This is a genomic window from Metabacillus sp. B2-18 (assembly GCF_021117275.1).
Lineage (GTDB): Bacteria > Bacillota > Bacilli > Bacillales > Bacillaceae > Metabacillus.
Genome location: NZ_CP088245.1, coordinates 3,509,756 through 3,527,838, shown reverse-complemented (window position 1 = coordinate 3,527,838; position 18,083 = coordinate 3,509,756). Strand labels below are relative to the sequence as shown.

At 35.1% G+C, this 18,083-nt stretch carries 21 protein-coding genes and 1 other annotated feature; of the genes, 19 read left to right on the top strand and 2 right to left on the bottom strand.

The annotated features are described in order from the left end of the window. Positions 1-16 precede the first annotated feature (16 nt). The 16 genes from LPC09_RS17995 to LPC09_RS17920 all read left to right on the top strand — a co-directional run bounded on the left by LPC09_RS17995 (position 17) and on the right by LPC09_RS17920 (position 14,582). Positions 17-493 (top strand): PRC-barrel domain-containing protein, encoded by a 477-nt coding sequence (locus LPC09_RS17995; protein WP_231307929.1) that lies wholly within the window; start codon positions 17-19, stop codon positions 491-493. A 16-nt stretch (positions 494-509) separates the two neighbouring features. Next, entirely contained in the window at positions 510-701 is a 192-nt protein-coding gene (locus LPC09_RS17990; protein WP_121665060.1) for a hypothetical protein, read from the top strand. A gap of 14 nt (positions 702-715) precedes the next feature. Continuing rightward, entirely contained in the window at positions 716-847 is a 132-nt protein-coding gene (locus LPC09_RS17985; RefSeq protein WP_121662931.1) for a YrzQ family protein, read from the top strand. A gap of 112 nt (positions 848-959) precedes the next feature. Then, entirely contained in the window at positions 960-2,021 is a 1,062-nt protein-coding gene (locus tag LPC09_RS17980; RefSeq protein ID WP_098797919.1) for an AI-2E family transporter, read from the top strand. 43 nt (positions 2,022-2,064) lie between these two features. Next, positions 2,065-2,272 (top strand) — a binding site (T-box leader). 86 nt (positions 2,273-2,358) lie between these two features. After that, a complete protein-coding gene (gene alaS / locus LPC09_RS17975; RefSeq protein WP_098797918.1) occupies positions 2,359-4,998 on the top strand; it encodes an alanine--tRNA ligase in 2,640 nt (879 codons plus the stop codon). A gap of 78 nt (positions 4,999-5,076) precedes the next feature. Next, positions 5,077-5,343, top strand: a complete 267-nt coding sequence (locus LPC09_RS17970) for an IreB family regulatory phosphoprotein (protein ID WP_231307928.1) — start codon at positions 5,077-5,079, stop codon at positions 5,341-5,343. Between the two features lies 1 nt (position 5,344). Beyond that, a complete protein-coding gene (ruvX, locus tag LPC09_RS17965) occupies positions 5,345-5,761 on the top strand; it encodes a Holliday junction resolvase RuvX (RefSeq protein ID WP_098797917.1) in 417 nt (138 codons plus the stop codon). A 24-nt stretch (positions 5,762-5,785) separates the two neighbouring features. Then, entirely contained in the window at positions 5,786-6,073 is a 288-nt protein-coding gene (locus LPC09_RS17960; protein ID WP_098797916.1) for a DUF1292 domain-containing protein, read from the top strand. A 157-nt stretch (positions 6,074-6,230) separates the two neighbouring features. Then, complete coding sequence (gene mltG, locus LPC09_RS17955; RefSeq protein ID WP_098797915.1) at positions 6,231-7,355, top strand: endolytic transglycosylase MltG; 1,125 nt, start codon at positions 6,231-6,233, stop codon at positions 7,353-7,355. Between the two features lie 243 nt (positions 7,356-7,598). Next, positions 7,599-8,243, top strand: a complete 645-nt coding sequence (locus LPC09_RS17950; protein WP_098797914.1) for an O-methyltransferase — start codon at positions 7,599-7,601, stop codon at positions 8,241-8,243. A 22-nt stretch (positions 8,244-8,265) separates the two neighbouring features. After that, entirely contained in the window at positions 8,266-9,195 is a 930-nt protein-coding gene (locus LPC09_RS17945; RefSeq protein WP_098797913.1) for a peptidase U32 family protein, read from the top strand. Between the two features lie 32 nt (positions 9,196-9,227). Further along, on the top strand, positions 9,228-10,496 hold the full coding sequence (locus LPC09_RS17940) for a peptidase U32 family protein (protein WP_141549697.1): 1,269 nt from the start codon (positions 9,228-9,230) through the stop codon (positions 10,494-10,496). A 5-nt stretch (positions 10,497-10,501) separates the two neighbouring features. Continuing rightward, complete coding sequence (udk, locus tag LPC09_RS17935; RefSeq protein ID WP_098797911.1) at positions 10,502-11,137, top strand: uridine kinase; 636 nt, start codon at positions 10,502-10,504, stop codon at positions 11,135-11,137. A 294-nt stretch (positions 11,138-11,431) separates the two neighbouring features. Continuing rightward, complete coding sequence (gene greA / locus LPC09_RS17930) at positions 11,432-11,905, top strand: transcription elongation factor GreA (protein WP_098797910.1); 474 nt, start codon at positions 11,432-11,434, stop codon at positions 11,903-11,905. 111 nt (positions 11,906-12,016) lie between these two features. Further along, positions 12,017-13,777 (top strand): peptidoglycan D,D-transpeptidase FtsI family protein, encoded by a 1,761-nt coding sequence (locus LPC09_RS17925; protein ID WP_231307927.1) that lies wholly within the window; start codon positions 12,017-12,019, stop codon positions 13,775-13,777. Positions 13,778-13,886: 109 nt separating this feature from the next. Beyond that, positions 13,887-14,582 carry a YrrS family protein gene (locus LPC09_RS17920; RefSeq protein WP_231307926.1) on the top strand — a complete coding sequence of 232 codons (696 nt, stop codon included), beginning with the start codon at positions 13,887-13,889 and terminating at the stop codon, positions 14,580-14,582. 55 nt (positions 14,583-14,637) lie between these two features. Here the strand turns inward: LPC09_RS17920 and LPC09_RS17915 are convergent, their stop codons facing one another. Continuing rightward, positions 14,638-14,844, bottom strand: coding sequence for a DUF2536 family protein (locus LPC09_RS17915; RefSeq protein ID WP_231307925.1), 207 nt, complete (start codon positions 14,842-14,844; stop codon positions 14,638-14,640). A gap of 193 nt (positions 14,845-15,037) precedes the next feature. Here LPC09_RS17915 and mtnN point away from each other — a divergent pair, with 193 nt between their 5' ends. The 3 genes from mtnN to LPC09_RS17900 all read left to right on the top strand — a co-directional run bounded on the left by mtnN (position 15,038) and on the right by LPC09_RS17900 (position 16,800). Beyond that, a complete protein-coding gene (gene mtnN / locus LPC09_RS17910) occupies positions 15,038-15,730 on the top strand; it encodes a 5'-methylthioadenosine/S-adenosylhomocysteine nucleosidase (protein ID WP_231307924.1) in 693 nt (230 codons plus the stop codon). 129 nt (positions 15,731-15,859) lie between these two features. Further along, entirely contained in the window at positions 15,860-16,093 is a 234-nt protein-coding gene (locus LPC09_RS17905) for a YrhC family protein (RefSeq protein WP_231307923.1), read from the top strand. A 560-nt stretch (positions 16,094-16,653) separates the two neighbouring features. After that, positions 16,654-16,800 (top strand): YrzI family small protein, encoded by a 147-nt coding sequence (locus LPC09_RS17900; RefSeq protein ID WP_231307922.1) that lies wholly within the window; start codon positions 16,654-16,656, stop codon positions 16,798-16,800. 152 nt (positions 16,801-16,952) lie between these two features. Here LPC09_RS17900 and sigK read toward each other — a convergent pair whose 3' ends face one another. After that, positions 16,953-17,678 (bottom strand): RNA polymerase sporulation sigma factor SigK, encoded by a 726-nt coding sequence (gene sigK / locus LPC09_RS17895; RefSeq protein WP_121662915.1) that lies wholly within the window; start codon positions 17,676-17,678, stop codon positions 16,953-16,955. Positions 17,679-18,083 lie beyond the last annotated feature (405 nt).

Here is an 18,083-nt window from a genome sequence, read left to right as displayed (position 1 = left end):
AAAGGTGGAGATGACTTTGCGGACATTTTCGAAGCTAAAGGGACTTCCAGTATATTGTAGCAGTAGTGCAGACATTCTTGGTCATGTAACAAATGTTTGCTTATCTTCCAAGGGATTTATATTCGGACTTATGATGGACGGCAAGGGCCTTTTTCAGCGTAATCGCTTCGTTCCTCTTGAATCAATTTATGCAGTAGGAGACAACGGCGTTATGGTTGAAGAAAGGGACAAGCTTCTGTCATTACATGAAATGAAAAAACAATATACGTATAACACTTATGATGATCTTTGCAATAAAGCAGTTCTCACTAAAGAAGGGGAAAAGCTTGGATTATTAGAAGACGTATATTTTTCAGAAAAAATGGACACAATTGAGGCATACGAACTGACGGACGGATTTTTTGCTGACATCGCTGAAGGTAAAAAGGTGGTTAAGGCTTCCGGTGAACCACTATCGATTGGCAAAGATGCGATCGTCATTGAACTTTATTAAAAGAGGTGTGCTTAGATTGTTTTCATGTCCGAATTGTAGAAGTAAAGACCTTGGAAAGATCGGTGTAAACCAATATTACTGCTGGAGTTGCTTTATTGAACTATCTGTTTCAAAAGGAAAAATATTAACACATCAAGTTGAGGAAGATGGGACACTTAGCTCACTTGATGATTTATTTTCTGAGGATGAACGATCAATAAGCATGTAAAGGGGAGATTGGTCTTGAATCGAACTTTAACCTCATTAATAACTATGGGTGTAGGGGCAGCAGCATATCATTTATCACGTAATACAAACATGATGAATAATCGTTCTATGAAGAAAATGAGAAAACGTGTTATGAAAATGTTTTAATTGTAAGGAGCTGGCGAATTCGTCAGCTCCTCTTTTCTTAAAGATTACATGAACCTTGTACATAAAAAACGTAATCACCCTCCACAATAAATAAGAAAGAGGGGGAGTGACTATGAGAGACAATCAAATAAAATGGTTGTTGCGAATTACCATTTTATTATTAGGCTTGTTAACAGTATTTGTGTTTTTTAAGCTATATTCTATTTGGGCTCCTTTTTTTCTAATGTTTAAAGCCATTTTTATCCCTTTTCTTATTAGTGCATTTATAACATATTTACTGCATCCGGTTATTGAAAAACTACATCGAACGGGGATGCCGAGACCTATTTCAATTTTAATCATTTATTTATTATTTTTTGGTTTACTAGGATACGGTTTTTATAAAGGTGTACCTGTATTGGTTAATCAATTACGGGATTTATCTGAAAACTTTCCCCAGTTCCAAGCAACTTATAACAGATGGATTGATTCAATTCATGATCAAACAGACAGTTGGCCAGATGGAATACATGATCGAATTGAACGGATGTTTGAGCAAACAGAAGAGTGGCTTGCATTAACAATCGAAAGAGTGATCAATAGTCTAAGGAGCTTATTTGATTATGTGCTTCTTCTAGCGATCATCCCGTTTTTAGTTTTTTATATGTTGAAAGATTATGATCAAATAAAAAAAGCTGGTTGGTATCTTACCCCGCGAAGATGGAGAAATGAAGCGATTCAATTTCTAAAGGATATAGATCATTCATTAGGAAGCTATATTCGTGGTCAGCTGTTTGTTTGTTTGATCATTGGAACAGTTGCATTTTTATCTCTTTGGTTTTTTCATGTGAAATATCCATTAATACTTGGTTTATTAATTGGTGTGACAAATATCATTCCTTATTTTGGACCAGTGATTGGAGCGGTACCAGCTTTAATTATTGCTGCTACAATGTCAACAAAAACACTCATTATTGTAGTGATCATTATCTTTGCGCTGCAATTTATAGAAGGAAATATTCTAGGGCCCTTAATAGTGGGGAAAAGCCTTCATATGCATCCAATCGTCATTATGTTAGCGTTATTGGCTGGTGGAGAAATAGCTGGTGTTGTAGGATTAATGCTAGCTGTGCCTATTGTAGTCATTTTAAGGGTTGTTATTGTTCACTTGGCACAATTTAGACGACAACATTGACATTTGAATAACGCTTGTCTATAATTCTCGATAGTACAATAATGAAAAAACAATGAAGGAAAAAAGTATGTTGTGACCGCTTTAAAGAGAGGAATTTCCCTGGCTGAAAGAAATTCTAAAGTAAGGACAGCTGAAAGCTATTCCTAAGTGCAGAAAAACCTGCCGTCAAAACCACGTTACGGTTTTTAGAGTGATGGACTTTTTTATGTCCATAATCAGGGTGGTACCGCGAGCTAACTCTCGTCCCTGTGCAAAGAGGTGATTCTTTACACAGAGACGAGAGTTTTTTGTGTTAAGAAATTTCGCAAATAAAAACCGAATTTTAAGGAGGATACATATGAAACACTTACAATCTGCAGAAGTACGTCAAATGTTTTTAGATTTCTTCAAAGAAAAAGGACATGCAGTGGAACCTAGTGCATCTCTAGTTCCACATGAAGACCCAACATTACTTTGGATTAACAGTGGTGTTGCGACATTAAAAAAATACTTTGATGGTCGTGTAATACCAGCAAATCCTAGAATTTGTAACGCACAAAAATCAATTCGAACAAATGATATTGAAAACGTAGGAAAAACTGCTAGACATCATACATTTTTTGAGATGCTTGGAAACTTTTCAATTGGGGATTACTTTAAGGTAGAAGCAATTGAATGGGCATGGGAATTCTTAACAGATGAAAAATGGATTGGTTTTGATCCTGAAAAATTATCCGTTACAATTCACCCTGAGGACAACGAAGCATTTGATATTTGGAAGGATAAAATTGGTGTTCCTGAAGAGCGTATCATTCGTTTAGAAGGGAACTTCTGGGATATTGGTGAAGGGCCTAGTGGACCGAATACAGAGATCTTTTATGATCGTGGTGAAGATTACGGAAATGACTCTGAAGATCCAGAGTTATATCCTGGTGGAGAAAATGAACGTTATCTTGAAGTATGGAACTTGGTATTCTCACAATTTAACCACAACCCTGATGGTACATATACACCACTTCCTAAGAAAAACATTGATACAGGAATGGGACTTGAGCGTATGGTCTCCGTTATTCAAAATGTTCAAACAAACTTTGATACAGATTTATTTATTCCAATTATTAAAGCAACTGAGCAAATTTCAGGTGAACAGTATCGTAAAGATAAAGAAAAAGATGTTTCATTTAAAGTTATTGCTGACCATGTTCGTACAGTAAGCTTTGCGATAAGTGATGGTGCTCTCCCTTCTAATGAAGGTCGTGGATATGTATTGCGACGCCTATTAAGAAGAGCAGTACGTTATGCCAAGCAAATTAATATAAACCGTCCATTCATGTACGAGCTTGTTCCAGTTGTTGCTGAAATTATGGTTGATTTTTATCCAGAAGTAAAAACAAAAACAGAGTTCATTCAAAAAGTTATCAAAAACGAGGAAGAGCGTTTCCATGAAACATTAAATGAAGGGTTAGCCATCCTTAGTGAAGTAATCAAAACGCAAAAAGAAAAAGGAAATGATGAAATTCCAGGAGAAGATGTTTTCCGTCTTTATGATACGTATGGATTCCCTGTTGAGTTAACAGAGGAATATGCTGAAGAAGAAGGCATGAAAGTTGATCATGAGGGCTTTGAAGAAGAAATGAGCAGACAACGCGAACGTGCTCGTGCAGCTATGCAAAAGGTTGATTCTATGCAGGTTCAAGGTGGCATGCTTGGAGAAATTAAAACGGAAAGTGAATTTGTTGGATACAATCAGCTAATTGTTAACAATTCAGAAGCTGTTGTGATTGTGAAAAACGGTGAAGTTGTTCAAGAAGCACACGAAGGTGAAGAAGTGCAAATAATCCTTAATAAAACACCATTTTATGCTGAGAGTGGCGGACAAATTGCTGATGAAGGAACGCTGACAAGTGATAAAGCAATGATCAAAGTGAAAGATGTTCAAAAAGCTCCTAATGGCCAGAACCTTCATAATGTCATTGTAGAAAGTGGTACTCTTCAAACTGGAGATACATTTACAGCCTCAGTAGCTAAAGAAAATCGTACTGGTATTGTAAAAAATCACACAGCAACACATTTATTACATCAAGCACTTAAAGATGTACTTGGTACTCATGTAAATCAGGCAGGTTCTTTAGTAACAGTTGATCGTCTTCGATTTGACTTCTCACATTTTGGTCAAGTGAGCCAAGAAGAGCTGTCACGAATTGAGCAGATTGTAAATGAGCAAATCTGGAAAAGTATTGCTGTAAATATTGATTTTAAATCTTTAAATGAAGCAAAAGAAATGGGAGCAATGGCACTATTCGGTGAGAAGTACGGAGATATTGTTCGTGTTGTTCAAGTTGGAGACTACAGCTTAGAGCTATGTGGAGGATGTCATGTTGATAATACATCTTCAATTGGACTATTCAAAATTGTAACAGAAACAGGTATTGGCGCTGGAACAAGACGTATTGAAGCTGTTACAGGAAAAGCAGCATATCAATATATGAATGAGCAATATGAGAAATTAAAAGAGGCTGCTGAGCTACTAAAAGCAAATCCAAAAGAAATTGTTTCAAGAATCAGTGGTTTATTACAAGATTACCGTGCACTTCAACGCGAAAATGAATCATTAACAACTAAGCTTGGAAATCTAGAGGCTGGCAGCATCGTCGATCAAGCTAAAACGATAAATGGAATAACAGTTTTAGCTGCAAAAGTTAATGCAAAAGACATGAACAGCCTGCGTGGCATGATGGATGACTTGAAAAATAAGCTCCAATCAGCTATTGTAGTTCTCGGAGCAGCTGAAGATGGAAAAGTAAATCTGATTGCGGGTGTTACAAAGGATTTAGTTGATAAAGGATATCATGCTGGTAAATTAATCAAAGAAGTAGCGGAACGTTGTGGTGGAAAAGGCGGCGGACGCCCTGACATGGCACAAGCAGGTGCAAAACAACCAGAAAAACTGGAAGAAGCGCTAAAACTTGTCGATGAATGGGTTGAATCCGTTTTATAATTAAGAAAAGTAGTGTAAAATGTAGGTAAGATTGGACAAGCAGATTCCGATTATGAATCTGAGAAAGAGGTGCGAACGGTGAGTTCATTTGATAAAACAATGAAATTTAATTTTTCTGATGAAACGGTCGAAACCAATGTAAATGAAGTTCTTTATACTGTGTACGATGCGTTACAAGAAAAAGGCTATAATCCAATTAATCAAATTGTTGGATATTTACTTTCGGGTGATCCTGCCTATATTCCCCGTCATCGCGACGCACGGAATTTAATTCGCAAACTTGAGCGAGATGAATTAATTGAGGAGCTAGTAAAATCTTACTTACAAAAAAAACGAGAGGCATAATATGCGAATTTTAGGATTAGATTTAGGCTCAAAAACACTTGGAGTGGCTGTAAGTGATGAGCTAGGGTGGACAGCCCAGGGAATTGAGACGATTAAAATAAATGAGGAAAGTCGAGACTATCAATTAGGACGACTTACTGAAATCATTGAGCAGCATAATGTAGAAAAGATTGTTCTAGGAATGCCCAAAAATATGAACGGGACAATAGGACCAAGAGCTGAAGCAAGTCAGCGATTTGCTGATATTTTGACAAAGAAATTTGGTCTTCCAGTCGTACTTTGGGATGAACGATTAACAACAATGGCTGCTGAAAGAATGCTCATTTCTGCAGACGTTAGTCGTAAGAAAAGGAAACAAGTTATTGATAAAATGGCTGCTGTTATGATTTTACAAGGCTACTTAGATAGTCTAAATTAACAAACAATACTATGAGGTGAATAAATGGATCACGGTGAAAAACAAATTACAGTAATTGATGAAAATGGAAATGAACAACTTTGCGAGGTATTATTTACGTTTGAATCAGAAGAATTCAAAAAATCCTATGTACTATATTATCCAGTAGGCGCTGATGAAGATGACAGCGAAGAGATTGAGATTCATGCATCAAGCTTTAATCCCCATGCGGATGGAGAAGATGGTGAACTAGAACCAATCGAAACTGACGAAGAGTGGGACTTAATTGAAGAAATGTTAAATACGTTTCTGGATGAAGAAGAGGAAGAATAAAATGTTAGGGACAAAAGAATCATTCTTTTGTCCCTTTTTCTTTGTGTTTTTTTCGGATCATTGTGCTAATACTATGAATTTTCTCCTTGTCTTAAAAAAATTGCCGAAACATCATGAACATTGTAGTATAATAATTGGGATGAGAGGGGGATACAACATGTCTGATGATTCGAAAAAAGATACATTCCGCGAAAAGTTACTGGAAAAACAAAGTGAAGCGAAGGTTGTAAGAAAGATTGTTTTAACAGTATTCATCGTTCTTCTAATTGTTTTTTCAGGGATAATCGGTGGCGGATATTTATATATTAAGTCTTCATTACAGCCTATAGATCCTAATGATCAAACAGCAATTGATGTTACTATACCGATTGGATCGTCTGTTTCTAGTATTTCAAAAATATTAGAAGAGAGCGGCATTATTAAAGATGATCGAGTCTTTAAATATTATATAAAATTTAAAAATGAATCAGGTTTTCAGGCTGGTGACTATCAGCTGGCAAAATCAATGACAATTACAGATATTATTTCAATACTTAAAAAAGGAAAAGTCATGGATGAAGCTGTTTTTCAAATTACCATATCTGAAGGAAGACAACTTACAGAGATTGCCTCTATTATTGCAAATAATACACCTTATACAGAAAAAGAGGTTTTAGCTACTCTAACGGACAAGGCTTTTATTGATTCAATGAAGGCAAAATATCCAGACTTATTAACAGATGATATTTATCAAGAGAATATAAAGTATGCTTTGGAAGGATATTTATTTCCTGCAACTTACCCATACTATACAGAAAAACCAACATTAGAAGAAGTTCTTGAACCAATGGTACAAAAAATGAGTGAAGTAGTAGCAAAATATATTCCGCAATTACAGGAAAAAAATATGAGTGTGCACAGATTAGTTACAATGGCTTCATTAATTGAAGAAGAGGCAACAGAAAAAGCTGATCGTGAAAAAATATCAAGTGTATTTTATAATCGAATGGAAATAAAAATGCCGTTGCAAACAGATCCGACTGTGTTATATGCATTAGGAGAACATAAAGATCGTGTATTATATGCTGATTTAGAGGTTGATTCACCTTACAACACCTATCAAAATCGTGGATTACCTCCAGGACCAATTGCAAATGCCGGAGAAGTTTCATTTGTAGCTGCTCTTAATCCAGAAGATACAGACTTCTTATATTTTCTTGCTACAAAGCAAGGAGACGTCATTTTTACTAAAACTTTAGATGAGCATAACAAAGAAAAAAATAAGCACATTACAAATCAGTAGAGGAAATGAAAGGGATCGTGAATTAACTATTCGCTTTCCCTTTCTTATTGTGGTAAAATATATCGAGTTGTTAATTGAAACGAAAATATTATAAACGCTAAAACAAGAGTTCTCATGTATGGGGCTCTTCTTTTCGTGATTTGATATCATCTCTAGTTTACATTAGCGCTATATGACTCTTGCAGGTATGGTTTGATCTTCCTCAAGTTTTCAGTTGGCGCTTTAAATCTGCAGGAGGGCCACATGTTACCTAATGACGTGATCATGTATGTGGAGAACTTAATTCCAGAAAGTCCACAATTTGTTAAAGAAATAGAACAGTATGCACAAGAGCATGAAGTTCCGATAATGGAGAAGATAGGTATAGAAGTACTTTTGTTGCTTTTATCTATGCAAAAGCCAACAAAAATTTTTGAAATTGGAACAGCTATCGGGTATTCAGCTATCCGTATGGCACTTCAATTGCCACAAACACAGATTATTAGTGTTGAAATGGATGAAGAACGCTTTGAAGTAGCTCAACAAAATATTAAACATCTTGGACTAGAGAATCGGATTATCACCTATCTTGGAGATGCCTTAACACTAGCTGATGAAATAGAGAAACATGGTCCATTCGATGCTATGTTTATAGATGCTACAAAAGCTAAATATAAGAAGTTTTATGATTTATATGAACCAATGCTGTCAAAAACAGGGATGATTTATACGGATAATGTATTATTTAAAGGAACCGTTGCAAGAGATCGTACAGAACTGAGCACAAGAAGACAACGTACACTTGTTAGAAAATTAGATGAGTATAACAAGATGTTGTCTACGTTAGAAGGCTATGAAACAACGTTCATTCCAGTTGGAGACGGAATTGCTGTTACTAGAAGAAAATGAAAGGTAACGAGGTGGTTGGAAAATGAAGAAACCAGAATTATTAGTAACACCAAAACAAGTAGAAGATATTCTCCCTTTAATTCATGCCGGTGCAGATGCATTTGTTATTGGTGAACAAAAGTTTGGTCTTCGACTTGCAGGTGAATTCTCACAAGACCAAGTGAGAGAAACAATTAATATTGCTCATAAACATAATAAAAAAGTGTACGTTGCAATGAATGCAGTTTTTCATAATGAAACAATAGAAGAGGTTGAAAAATATTTATCTTTTCTAAATGAAATCAAGCCAGACGCTGTTATTTTCGGTGATCCGGCTGTGTTAATGGCTGCTAAAGAGGTTGCTCCAGAGTTAAAGCTCCATTGGAATACGGAAACAACAGCAACTAACTGGTATACATGTAATTATTGGGGAAAAAAGGGTGCAAAACGCGCTGTACTTGCAAGAGAATTAAGTATGGATGCTATTGTGGAAATAAAAGACAATGCAGAAGTTGAGATTGAAGTACAAGTTCATGGCATGACCTGTATGTTCCAATCTAAACGAAATCTTTTAGGAAATTATTTTGAATACCAAGGTAAAGCATTGAAGATAGAAAAACGTGATCAGAACGAATCAATGTTCCTATTTGATCCAGAACGAGATAATAAATATCCGATTTTTGAAGACGTGAATGGCACACATATTATGAGTCCAAATGATATGTGTATTATTGATGAGCTCGGAGAAATGATTGATGCAGGTGTGGACTCATTTAAGATTGATGGAGTTCTTCAAACCCCTGAATATATTATTGAAGTAACAAAAAAATACCGAAAAGCAATTGATCTTTGTGTTGAGAATAATGCTGAATATGAAGAGGTAAAAGATACGTTATTAGAAGAAATAGAAGAATTACAGGCGAAAAACCGTCCTTTAGATACAGGATTTTTCTTTAAAGAAACAGTGTATTAATCTTTTTATAAATGAACAAAGGAGTGAAAAAATTGACTGCAGTTATTGATAAAATTTCAGAAATCGTTGATGGAAAACGAGTCATTACGAAAAAACCAGAATTATTAGCACCTGCTGGTAATTTAGAAAAATTAAAAATCGCTGTTCATTATGGTGCAGATGCGGTTTTTATTGGTGGACAAGAGTATGGTTTACGCTCAAATGCAGGTAATTTCTCCTTAGAGGAAATGGCAGAGGGTGTACAGTTTGCCAATAAATATGGTGCTAAAATCTATGTAACCACAAACATATTTGCACATAATGAAAACATTGACGGTCTTGATGAATATTTAATGGGACTTCAAGATGCAGGTGTAACAGGAATCATTGTAGCTGATCCATTAATTATCGAAACATGTCGTCGGGTTGCGCCGAAGCTTGAGGTACATTTAAGTACTCAGCAATCTCTTTCAAACTGGAAAGCAGTTCAGTTTTGGAAAGAAGAAGGACTCGAGCGTGTTGTATTAGCTCGTGAGACTAGTGCAGAAGAAATTAAGGAAATGAAAGAAAAGGTTGATATTGAAATCGAAGCGTTTATCCATGGTGCGATGTGTATTGCCTATTCAGGTCGTTGTACTTTAAGTAATCATATGACTGCTCGTGACTCAAATCGTGGTGGTTGTTGTCAATCTTGTCGTTGGGATTATGATCTCTTTAAGTTGAAAGATAATGAGGAAGTAGCTTTATTTGAAGAAAAAGATGCACATTTTGCCATGAGTCCAAAAGATTTAAACTTAATTGAGTCAATTCCTAAGATGATAGAGCTAGGAATTGATAGCCTGAAAATTGAAGGTCGGATGAAGTCTATTCACTATGTAGCTACAGTAGTCAGCGTTTATCGCAAAGTGATTGATGCATACTGTGCTGATCCTGATAACTTTAAAATCAACCCGGAATGGCTAAAAGAGCTGGACAAATGTGCAAATCGCGAAACTGCTTCTGCTTTCTTTGAAGGCGTTCCAGGTTTTCAACAACAGATGTTTGGTAACCACAGCAAAAAAACGGAATATGATTTTGCAGGACTTGTAATGGATTATGACAATGAAACGCAAATGGTTACACTTCAGCAGCGTAATCATTTTAAGCCTGGTGAAACAGTTGAATTCTTCGGTCCGGAAATTGAAAACTTTACACAAACAATTGAGAAGATTTGGGATGAAGATGGTAAAGAGCTTGATGCAGCCCGTCATCCACTACAAATTGTAAGATTCAAAGTGGATAAACCAGTCTTTAGAAACAACATGATGCGAAAGGGGTTCTAATACAAATGGCAAAAAAACCGGTTGTCATTGGGGTTGCTGGAGGCTCGGGCTCTGGTAAGACGAGCGTAACTAAAGCAATCTACGAACATTTTAAAGGACACTCAATTTTAATGCTTGAACAAGATTTCTATTATAAAGATCAAAGTCATTTACCCTTTGAACAAAGGTTAAATACAAACTATGATCATCCCTTTGCTTTTGATAATGATTTATTGATTGAGCATTTAAACATGTTACTACATCATGAAGCCATTGAAAAACCGGTTTATGACTATAAATTGCATACAAGATCTGAAGATGTTATTGTAGTAGAGCCAAAGGATGTTATCATCTTAGAAGGAATCCTTATCCTAGAGGATGAACGTTTACGTGATTTAATGGATATTAAGCTTTTCGTCGATACAGACGCAGACCTTAGAATTATTCGACGTATTTTACGTGATATTAAGGAGCGTGGGCGTTCTATTGACTCAGTTATTGAACAATATATTTCTGTTGTAAGGCCTATGCATAATCAATTCATTGAACCTACGAAAAGATATGCAGATATTATCATCCCTGAGGGTGGACAAAATATGGTTGCAATTGACTTAATGGTAACAAAAATTCAAACAATTCTTGAACTAAATGCAATTTTGTAATAACATAGCATAGATAAAGTCTACTGTGATCATATTATGTATAGGTAATCATTTTCTTTTTTTATGTGAGGATTTGATAGGTGAAGGGCACACATTGTTGCCCTTGCTTTTTTACATACTATCAAGTGAATACGATGCCTGATAGATAAAACGAAATTATGCTTCAACATCTTTCTTACTTAAGGCAATCAGCTGCCTTAGCTTTACATATTTATTTTCATTAAAGATAAAGAAAGTAACAAGCATGAATGATTCAGTACGACGGGGAAGTCTACTAGAAGGAGTGGAACAAACATGGCACAAGAAAAAGTTTTTCCTATGACTCAGGAAGGTAAAGATAAGCTTGAGCAAGAGCTTGAATATTTGAAAACGGTTAAGCGAAAAGAAGTAGTAGAAAGAATTAAAATTGCGCGAAGCTTTGGAGATCTATCTGAGAACTCTGAGTATGATTCTGCAAAAGAAGAACAAGCATTTGTTGAAGGTCGTATTACAACATTAGAAAATATGATCCGAAATGCAAAAATCATCGAAGGTGAAGCAGATACAAGCTCCGTTTCATTAGGGCGAACTGTTACATTTACAGAGCTTCCAGACGGTGAGGAAGAAACATATACAATAGTTGGTAGTGCTGAAGCTGATCCTTTTGAAGGTAAAATTTCAAACGATTCTCCAATTGCCAAAAGTTTATTAGGTAAAAAGGTTGATGATGAAGTAACTGTTCAAACACCAGGCGGAGAAATGCTTGTTAAAATTGTGAACATTAGCTAATAAAAGGTTTATATACGAAACACCTCGTCCAAAATGGAGACGAGGTGTTTTTTATTTAATGGTGCATATACCGTTATAAATGGGATCTATAAACACCTGCAGGAGGTTTTTATGAATCCAAATAGAAGAATGCTTGTTGTAGGTATTTTCTTTATATTAATGCTATGTGCTACTTTATACAGGTTAGCGGATATCCAATTAATTCACACAGAATCATTTTCGAAAAAAGGAGTAAATCTTGTTCAGGAAAGTGTGAATCAAAGAACACAGGAAGTTGTTATTGATGACGGTAGAGGTCGTTTCGTGGATCGAAATGGAGAATCAATTCAAAAACACGCAGAACCTTCGCTTGTATTATTTCCCTTTTTAAAAGAAATTTCATGGCCTGCAGAGGAATTGTCTAAAATTGTTAACATCTCAAGCAATGAACTAAATGGATTAGTTTCAGAAACAAAAGAACCAGTTGTGCTTTCTACAGACGATGGTGTAAAACTAACAAATGCAGAATTAGAAAAAATAAATGAACTCAAGATTCCTGGAGTGTTTGGGATTTATAGACAAACTTTGTTAGATGAATCATTAGGTGAGCATATAATAGGAATTACCGGAGAAAACGCTGAACGCTTAAGGGAAAAGTATCCAGATCGTACTGACTTATCTTATAAAACAAAAATTGGTGTAACAGGGCTTGAGAGGGCATTTGATGAGTTTTTATTACCTGATGCAGAAACAAAGCTTTTATACCATGTTGATGGAGACGGTCACCCTTTATTTGGAATTAATGTTAAATATATTGCTGATTCAAATCCTTTTTATCCTGTAACCGTTCAAACGACAATAGATAAAAACATACAGGAGATGGCGGAAAAAGTATTAGATAAACAAAAAGTTGAAAAAGGTGGACTTGTTTTACTGGACATTGAAAATAATGAGATCTTGTCAATGGTAAGTAGGCCAACGTTAAGTCGTTCTGAATCAAGTACGTTAACAAATTATATGTTACAGCCTCTTTTTCCTGGTTCAGTATTTAAAACTGTCATTTCTGCAGCAGCAATTGAATATGGTTTAGATGATGCTACAAGACAATTTAATTGTAGTTTAAATTTATACGGAGAAGATGATGGTGGTCAGGATGATGGACAACTTTCTTTTGAAAGAAGCTTCGCAAAAAGCTGTAATTATACTTTTACAACTTTAGCAGAGGAATTAATGGAAAAAGATAAAAATGTAATTGATAATACTGCGGATAAATTAGGATTAATCGGGCCAGTTGGCTGGAGTGGTGAAGTATTCCATTATGAAAATTTTAAACAGCTGCCTGATGAAAAAACAGGTAATATTTGGGGAGATGAAAAAGATAAAAGTGTAGCAAAAGCTATTGATCAAACGGCTATTGGTCAAAAGAATGTAAAAATTACACCGCTTGCTATTGCAAATATGATGGCAACTATCGCAAGAGGCGGTCAAAAAGAACAAATAAAAATCGTAAAAAATATATTATATAAAAATGGAACAAATATGTTCTCATTTACGTCTAATTCTTTAGGAGGAGAAGAACTTTCACCAATTACTGCATCCAAGCTACAAAAACTTCTTCGATTAGTCGTCACAGACCCTGAGGGGACAGGTAGAAGGTTTCAAACTTCTTCTTTTGAGGTATCAGGTAAATCAGGGACAGCACAAACAGGGAAAAAAGATGAGAATGGTCATACATTATACAACAAATGGTTTGCGGGCTACTTCCCATCTTCTAATCCTAGATATGCACTAGTCGTAGTTGAAATGGATACAACAAGTGCAGAGGCTGGTACAAATGCAGCATTTTATGATGTTGTAGAAGAGATGTCTAAAATTGACGAACGAAAAAACTAGTTTAGGAGTGGAAATCCTTGGGATTAAGCTTTATGATACGACTAGATAGAAAATAGTACAAATGCTAAAATAAAGACTGAAGGTTTGAGGGATAAAGGAGTGTAGGGCATTGAGTAATCAACATTTAAACAGCTCTCGTTATGAAAAAAGAGATAAGAAAAGAAAAACAAATATAGTACTAAACACATTAATTGGTATTGTATTAATCCTTATTTTTGTTATTGGCTCTCAACTTATCTTGGGTGCAAACCAAACTGAGAAAACAGCTAAATACAATGAACAACCAGATATACAGGTAGCAAGTGAAGAAAATAAAGCTGAAGAGGAAAACCCTGATACCGATACAGAAGAAAATCAAAAAGAGAAACAAGATGAAAATACCGAAGAAGGTAGCGAACAAGCTAAACAAGATTCCGATGAAGACTTGGAACAGAAAGAAGCAACTGAATCAGAAGTTGAAGATTCATTTGATGAAGCAACTATTACTGAGGGAGACCCAGAATCAGGTATTGCAGAAACCATAGAAAGTTCTGGATGGAAACCAATTGGAACTTCTCAATCAGAGCCGCATTCAGCAAATTATACAAAGGGCTCACAGGATTGGAATGAGATGACAAAGGCACTGAGCTATGCAACAGGTATTCCTGAATCAGATATGATTATTTGGTATCTTGGTAATAATGGTGGACCTAATGATGCAGCTGGAACTATTTCACCAAAAGATCAATCTGTGAAATATAAAGTTTATATTACATGGGTTGAGAATGAAGGCTGGATGCCTACAAAAATTGAAAAACTACAATAATAAAAAAGGATGTTTGTACGATTAATTGTGACCGTACAAACATCCTTTTTAATTGTTAAAAGTTTGCTTTAAAATGAACAACAGCACTATATAATCTTTTTCCTTCCTCATTCACATGCATCTGATGTGATACAGAATGAACATGTAATAAAATAGCCTGGTTATGAACAATTTGTTCATTTATCCTCTTCTCAAGTTCTTTTATCGTATGTGCCTCAAAAAACTCTATCTTATCTTTAAGTAAATCTAATTGTAAATTCATTATTACACACCTCAAAACTAGTTGATTTTATCTATCATAAATAGTACCAAAAGAATAGCTTCAACACCATAATGTTGAAGCTTGATCTGTTTGACCTTGCTTTAGGGACTCGAAATGGGTAAACTCTATTAGGAGACTGCATAACTACATAGAATAATGTTTACAGGTATACATAAGGAAGGAATGATATGAGATGAAAATTGCGATTATTGGAGCGATGGAAGAAGAGGTTACCATCCTCAGAGATAAACTGGATAACAAAGAGCAACAAGTGATAGCGGGAAGTGAATTTACAAAGGGGCTTTACAAAGGAATAGAAGTTATTCTTTTAAAGTCTGGTATTGGAAAAGTAAACGCAGCATTAAGTACAACCTTGCTTTTGGATCGATATCAACCTGATTATGTTATTAATACTGGATCTGCAGGAGGGTTTCATTCTTCTTTAAATGTAGGAGATGTTGTTATTTCTACTGAGGTTCGACATAATGATGTTGATGTAACAGCATTTGGTTATGAGTACGGACAAGTACCAGGACTACCAGCAGCATATACACCAGATGCTAAGCTAGTCGAAATTGCAGCTAAGAAAGCTGAAGAAATAACAGACATTCAGGTAGCAAAGGGATTAATTGTAACAGGAGACTCTTTCTTAAGTGATCCAGAAAAAGTTGAGTTTATCCGCAGTAAATTTCAAAATCTTTATGCCGGTGAAATGGAAGCTGCCGCGATTGCTCAGGTATGTCATCAATTTGAAGTACCTTTTGTTGTGATAAGAGCACTATCTGATATTGCGGGTAAAGAATCGAATATTTCTTTTGATCAATTTTTAGATCAAGCAGCAAAGCACTCTGCTAATTTAGTCTTAAAGATTGTTGAGTCCATTTAAAGAAGTCGATTATGAATATCTTTCATGATCGACTTTTTTATCGGCTCTCACATTTGGATTTATTTACTTGATTAATAGTCTACTAGTCTGTGTTATTGTGTATGTATAACACTTTTAGTAGGTGATGAAATGACTAAGAAAAAGTTACAAGCACTTATGATGGATTTTAAGCACTATGCCTTTATCCTATTGGCCGTTAGTGTTTTCTTATATATTGGCGTTGTACTACCTGACGAAGGAAAGCAAGAAATATATGACATAGCTCTTATGGTTACAACACTATTGTTTTTAATTGGATCATTCCTTTGCTTTAAAAAATCATTATATTTTAAAAAACAGTTGGATGAAATAGAGGAGCATTAAGAAAAACCGATCTTTAAATGGATCGGTTTTTTTGCGTTGAAGATCGTTAATTTTAGAATTGAATTATCAGAAAATATAAACTTTAATAAAAGTGAAAAATGTTGTTTACATAAATGGAAATTGTGGATATAATTACCATTGTAATAAATAAACTTAAGGAGGTCGAAGAAAATGATCAAATGTATTGCTGTATCGAAAAAACAAAACAACAAAATAATAAAAGATCTATTCGACCACACTGGTGTATCCCAATAGTAGTTTATTTTTACATTTGATGATAAAAGTAACCACACGCCACAGGTTGATAGGTTTAACTTGTGGCGTTTTATATGTCTTTATTACGTCACAGGTTGCCCCCTGTGGCGTTTTTATTTACTTTTTTCAGTAATTATGGACGATCGTGTTGTATTCGGCGGTCATCAAGTATCCATGTGTTCTTACTTCCTATCTTTACTGTTAAAGAAAATAAAAAACTCCTACAAAGGAGTATCCTCTTAAAGATTTGGCAACCTGTGTAAAGACATCAAGAGGTGTTAAATGCTTTAAAGGAGGTGATACACATGACGATTAACTTATTTTTTATTACATTGACACTTTCAGTTTCAAAAAGAAAAAATTCTAAAAATGATGTTGAAAGAAATCAAGAGATCCAAAAAAGAATGGATGAAATGAAAGAAAAACAATTTGGAATTTATCGTGAAATGTAATGAGTACGACATACTAAAAATTTGGAGGCGATGAAAATGATGAAAATTGAATTATTACTACATTTAACTGTTGAGAAGGACACTGCCTAGCTAAGCAGAAATAAAAATTCAAAAAGAGAAGGGAGTTAAACTCCCTTCTCTTTTTTTAGCTCTTATTTTTCTTTTAATCGATTTCTCTTCTCTTTTTCAGCTCGGTAAAATTCGTGGAACATCTTCATTAATGCACGCTTTTCAATTCTAGATACATAGCTCCTTGATATACCTAATTCTTTTGCAATCTCACGTTGAGTTTTTTCTTTTTTTAGGTCGAGACCAAACCTGCCAACAATAACTTCTCGTTCTCTTCCGTCTAGAATATCAATATATTCCTTAACCTTTTCGAGCTCCATATTTAATTGTATCGTTTCAATTACATCTTCATTTTCAGATTTTAACACGTCAATTAAGCTGATTTCGTTACCTTCTTTATCTTGACCGATTGGATCGTGTAAGGAAACGTCTTTTTTAGTTTTCTTTAATGCTCGTAAATGCATTAAAATTTCATTTTCAATACATCTAGCCGCATAAGTGGCTAATTTTGTTCCTTTACCTTGTGAATAGCTTTCTATTGCTTTTATTAAGCCAATTGTTCCAATTGAAATTAAATCTTCCGAGTCTTCGCCGGTGTTTTCGAATTTTTTTACAATATGGGCAACAAGACGCAAGTTGTGTTCAATTAAAAGGTTTCTTGCGTATTCATCTCCCTCAGACATTTTTTCTAAATATTTCTTTTCGTCTGATGCAGACAAAGGCTGTGGAAAGGCATTATTTTTCACATAAGATACTAAGAACACTAATTCTTTAACAAAAAAGCCAAGTGCTGTTATGAGCCCTGTCATACCTCCACCTCCAGTAATACTTTATGTAGGCAAGTGCCTATAAGTCATGTGTATGTAAGTAGAGGCTTGTTCGTGTCTGTACACATAAAAAAGCCAATAATAAGTTTCAAGAGAATATTTTTGGAACGATTTATGGATATCAGCCTAATCGATATGGGGGAAATGTTCATACTTATAAAGTAGTCAACCACATAAAAGGAGGAAATAGGGATGTACGGATATTCACCATATGGACCGGCACCATACCCATATTATGCAGCAGGTAGTGTCAAAAGATTTATGAAAACTACCTAAAGGGTTAGCTTCTCTCCTATTTACTGGATGGAGATGCGCCGCAATCTCTCTTGACAAACACGCCAATGGTTTGTGGATTGTTTAACAAGGGCGAAGGGAACAAAAGAAGGC

What these genes read in the sequence shown, in the direction of transcription:
- LPC09_RS17925 (WP_231307927.1), top strand. Translation starts at nt 12,017, where the DNA reads ATGAATCCAAATAGAAGAATGCTTGTTGTAGGTATTTTCTTTATATTA.
- LPC09_RS17905 (WP_231307923.1), top strand. Translation starts at nt 15,860, where the DNA reads ATGACTAAGAAAAAGTTACAAGCACTTATGATGGATTTTAAGCACTAT.
- LPC09_RS17950 (WP_098797914.1), top strand. Translation starts at nt 7,599, where the DNA reads ATGTTACCTAATGACGTGATCATGTATGTGGAGAACTTAATTCCAGAA.
- LPC09_RS17960 (WP_098797916.1), top strand. Translation starts at nt 5,786, where the DNA reads ATGGATCACGGTGAAAAACAAATTACAGTAATTGATGAAAATGGAAAT.
- mltG (WP_098797915.1), top strand. Translation starts at nt 6,231, where the DNA reads ATGTCTGATGATTCGAAAAAAGATACATTCCGCGAAAAGTTACTGGAA.
- LPC09_RS17945 (WP_098797913.1), top strand. Translation starts at nt 8,266, where the DNA reads ATGAAGAAACCAGAATTATTAGTAACACCAAAACAAGTAGAAGATATT.
- greA (WP_098797910.1), top strand. Translation starts at nt 11,432, where the DNA reads ATGGCACAAGAAAAAGTTTTTCCTATGACTCAGGAAGGTAAAGATAAG.
- LPC09_RS17980 (WP_098797919.1), top strand. Translation starts at nt 960, where the DNA reads ATGAGAGACAATCAAATAAAATGGTTGTTGCGAATTACCATTTTATTA.
- alaS (WP_098797918.1), top strand. Translation starts at nt 2,359, where the DNA reads ATGAAACACTTACAATCTGCAGAAGTACGTCAAATGTTTTTAGATTTC.
- udk (WP_098797911.1), top strand. Translation starts at nt 10,502, where the DNA reads ATGGCAAAAAAACCGGTTGTCATTGGGGTTGCTGGAGGCTCGGGCTCT.
- mtnN (WP_231307924.1), top strand. Translation starts at nt 15,038, where the DNA reads ATGAAAATTGCGATTATTGGAGCGATGGAAGAAGAGGTTACCATCCTC.
- sigK (WP_121662915.1), bottom strand. Translation starts at nt 17,678, where the DNA reads ATGACAGGGCTCATAACAGCACTTGGCTTTTTTGTTAAAGAATTAGTG.
- LPC09_RS17900 (WP_231307922.1), top strand. Translation starts at nt 16,654, where the DNA reads ATGACGATTAACTTATTTTTTATTACATTGACACTTTCAGTTTCAAAA.
- ruvX (WP_098797917.1), top strand. Translation starts at nt 5,345, where the DNA reads ATGCGAATTTTAGGATTAGATTTAGGCTCAAAAACACTTGGAGTGGCT.
- LPC09_RS17915 (WP_231307925.1), bottom strand. Translation starts at nt 14,844, where the DNA reads ATGAATTTACAATTAGATTTACTTAAAGATAAGATAGAGTTTTTTGAG.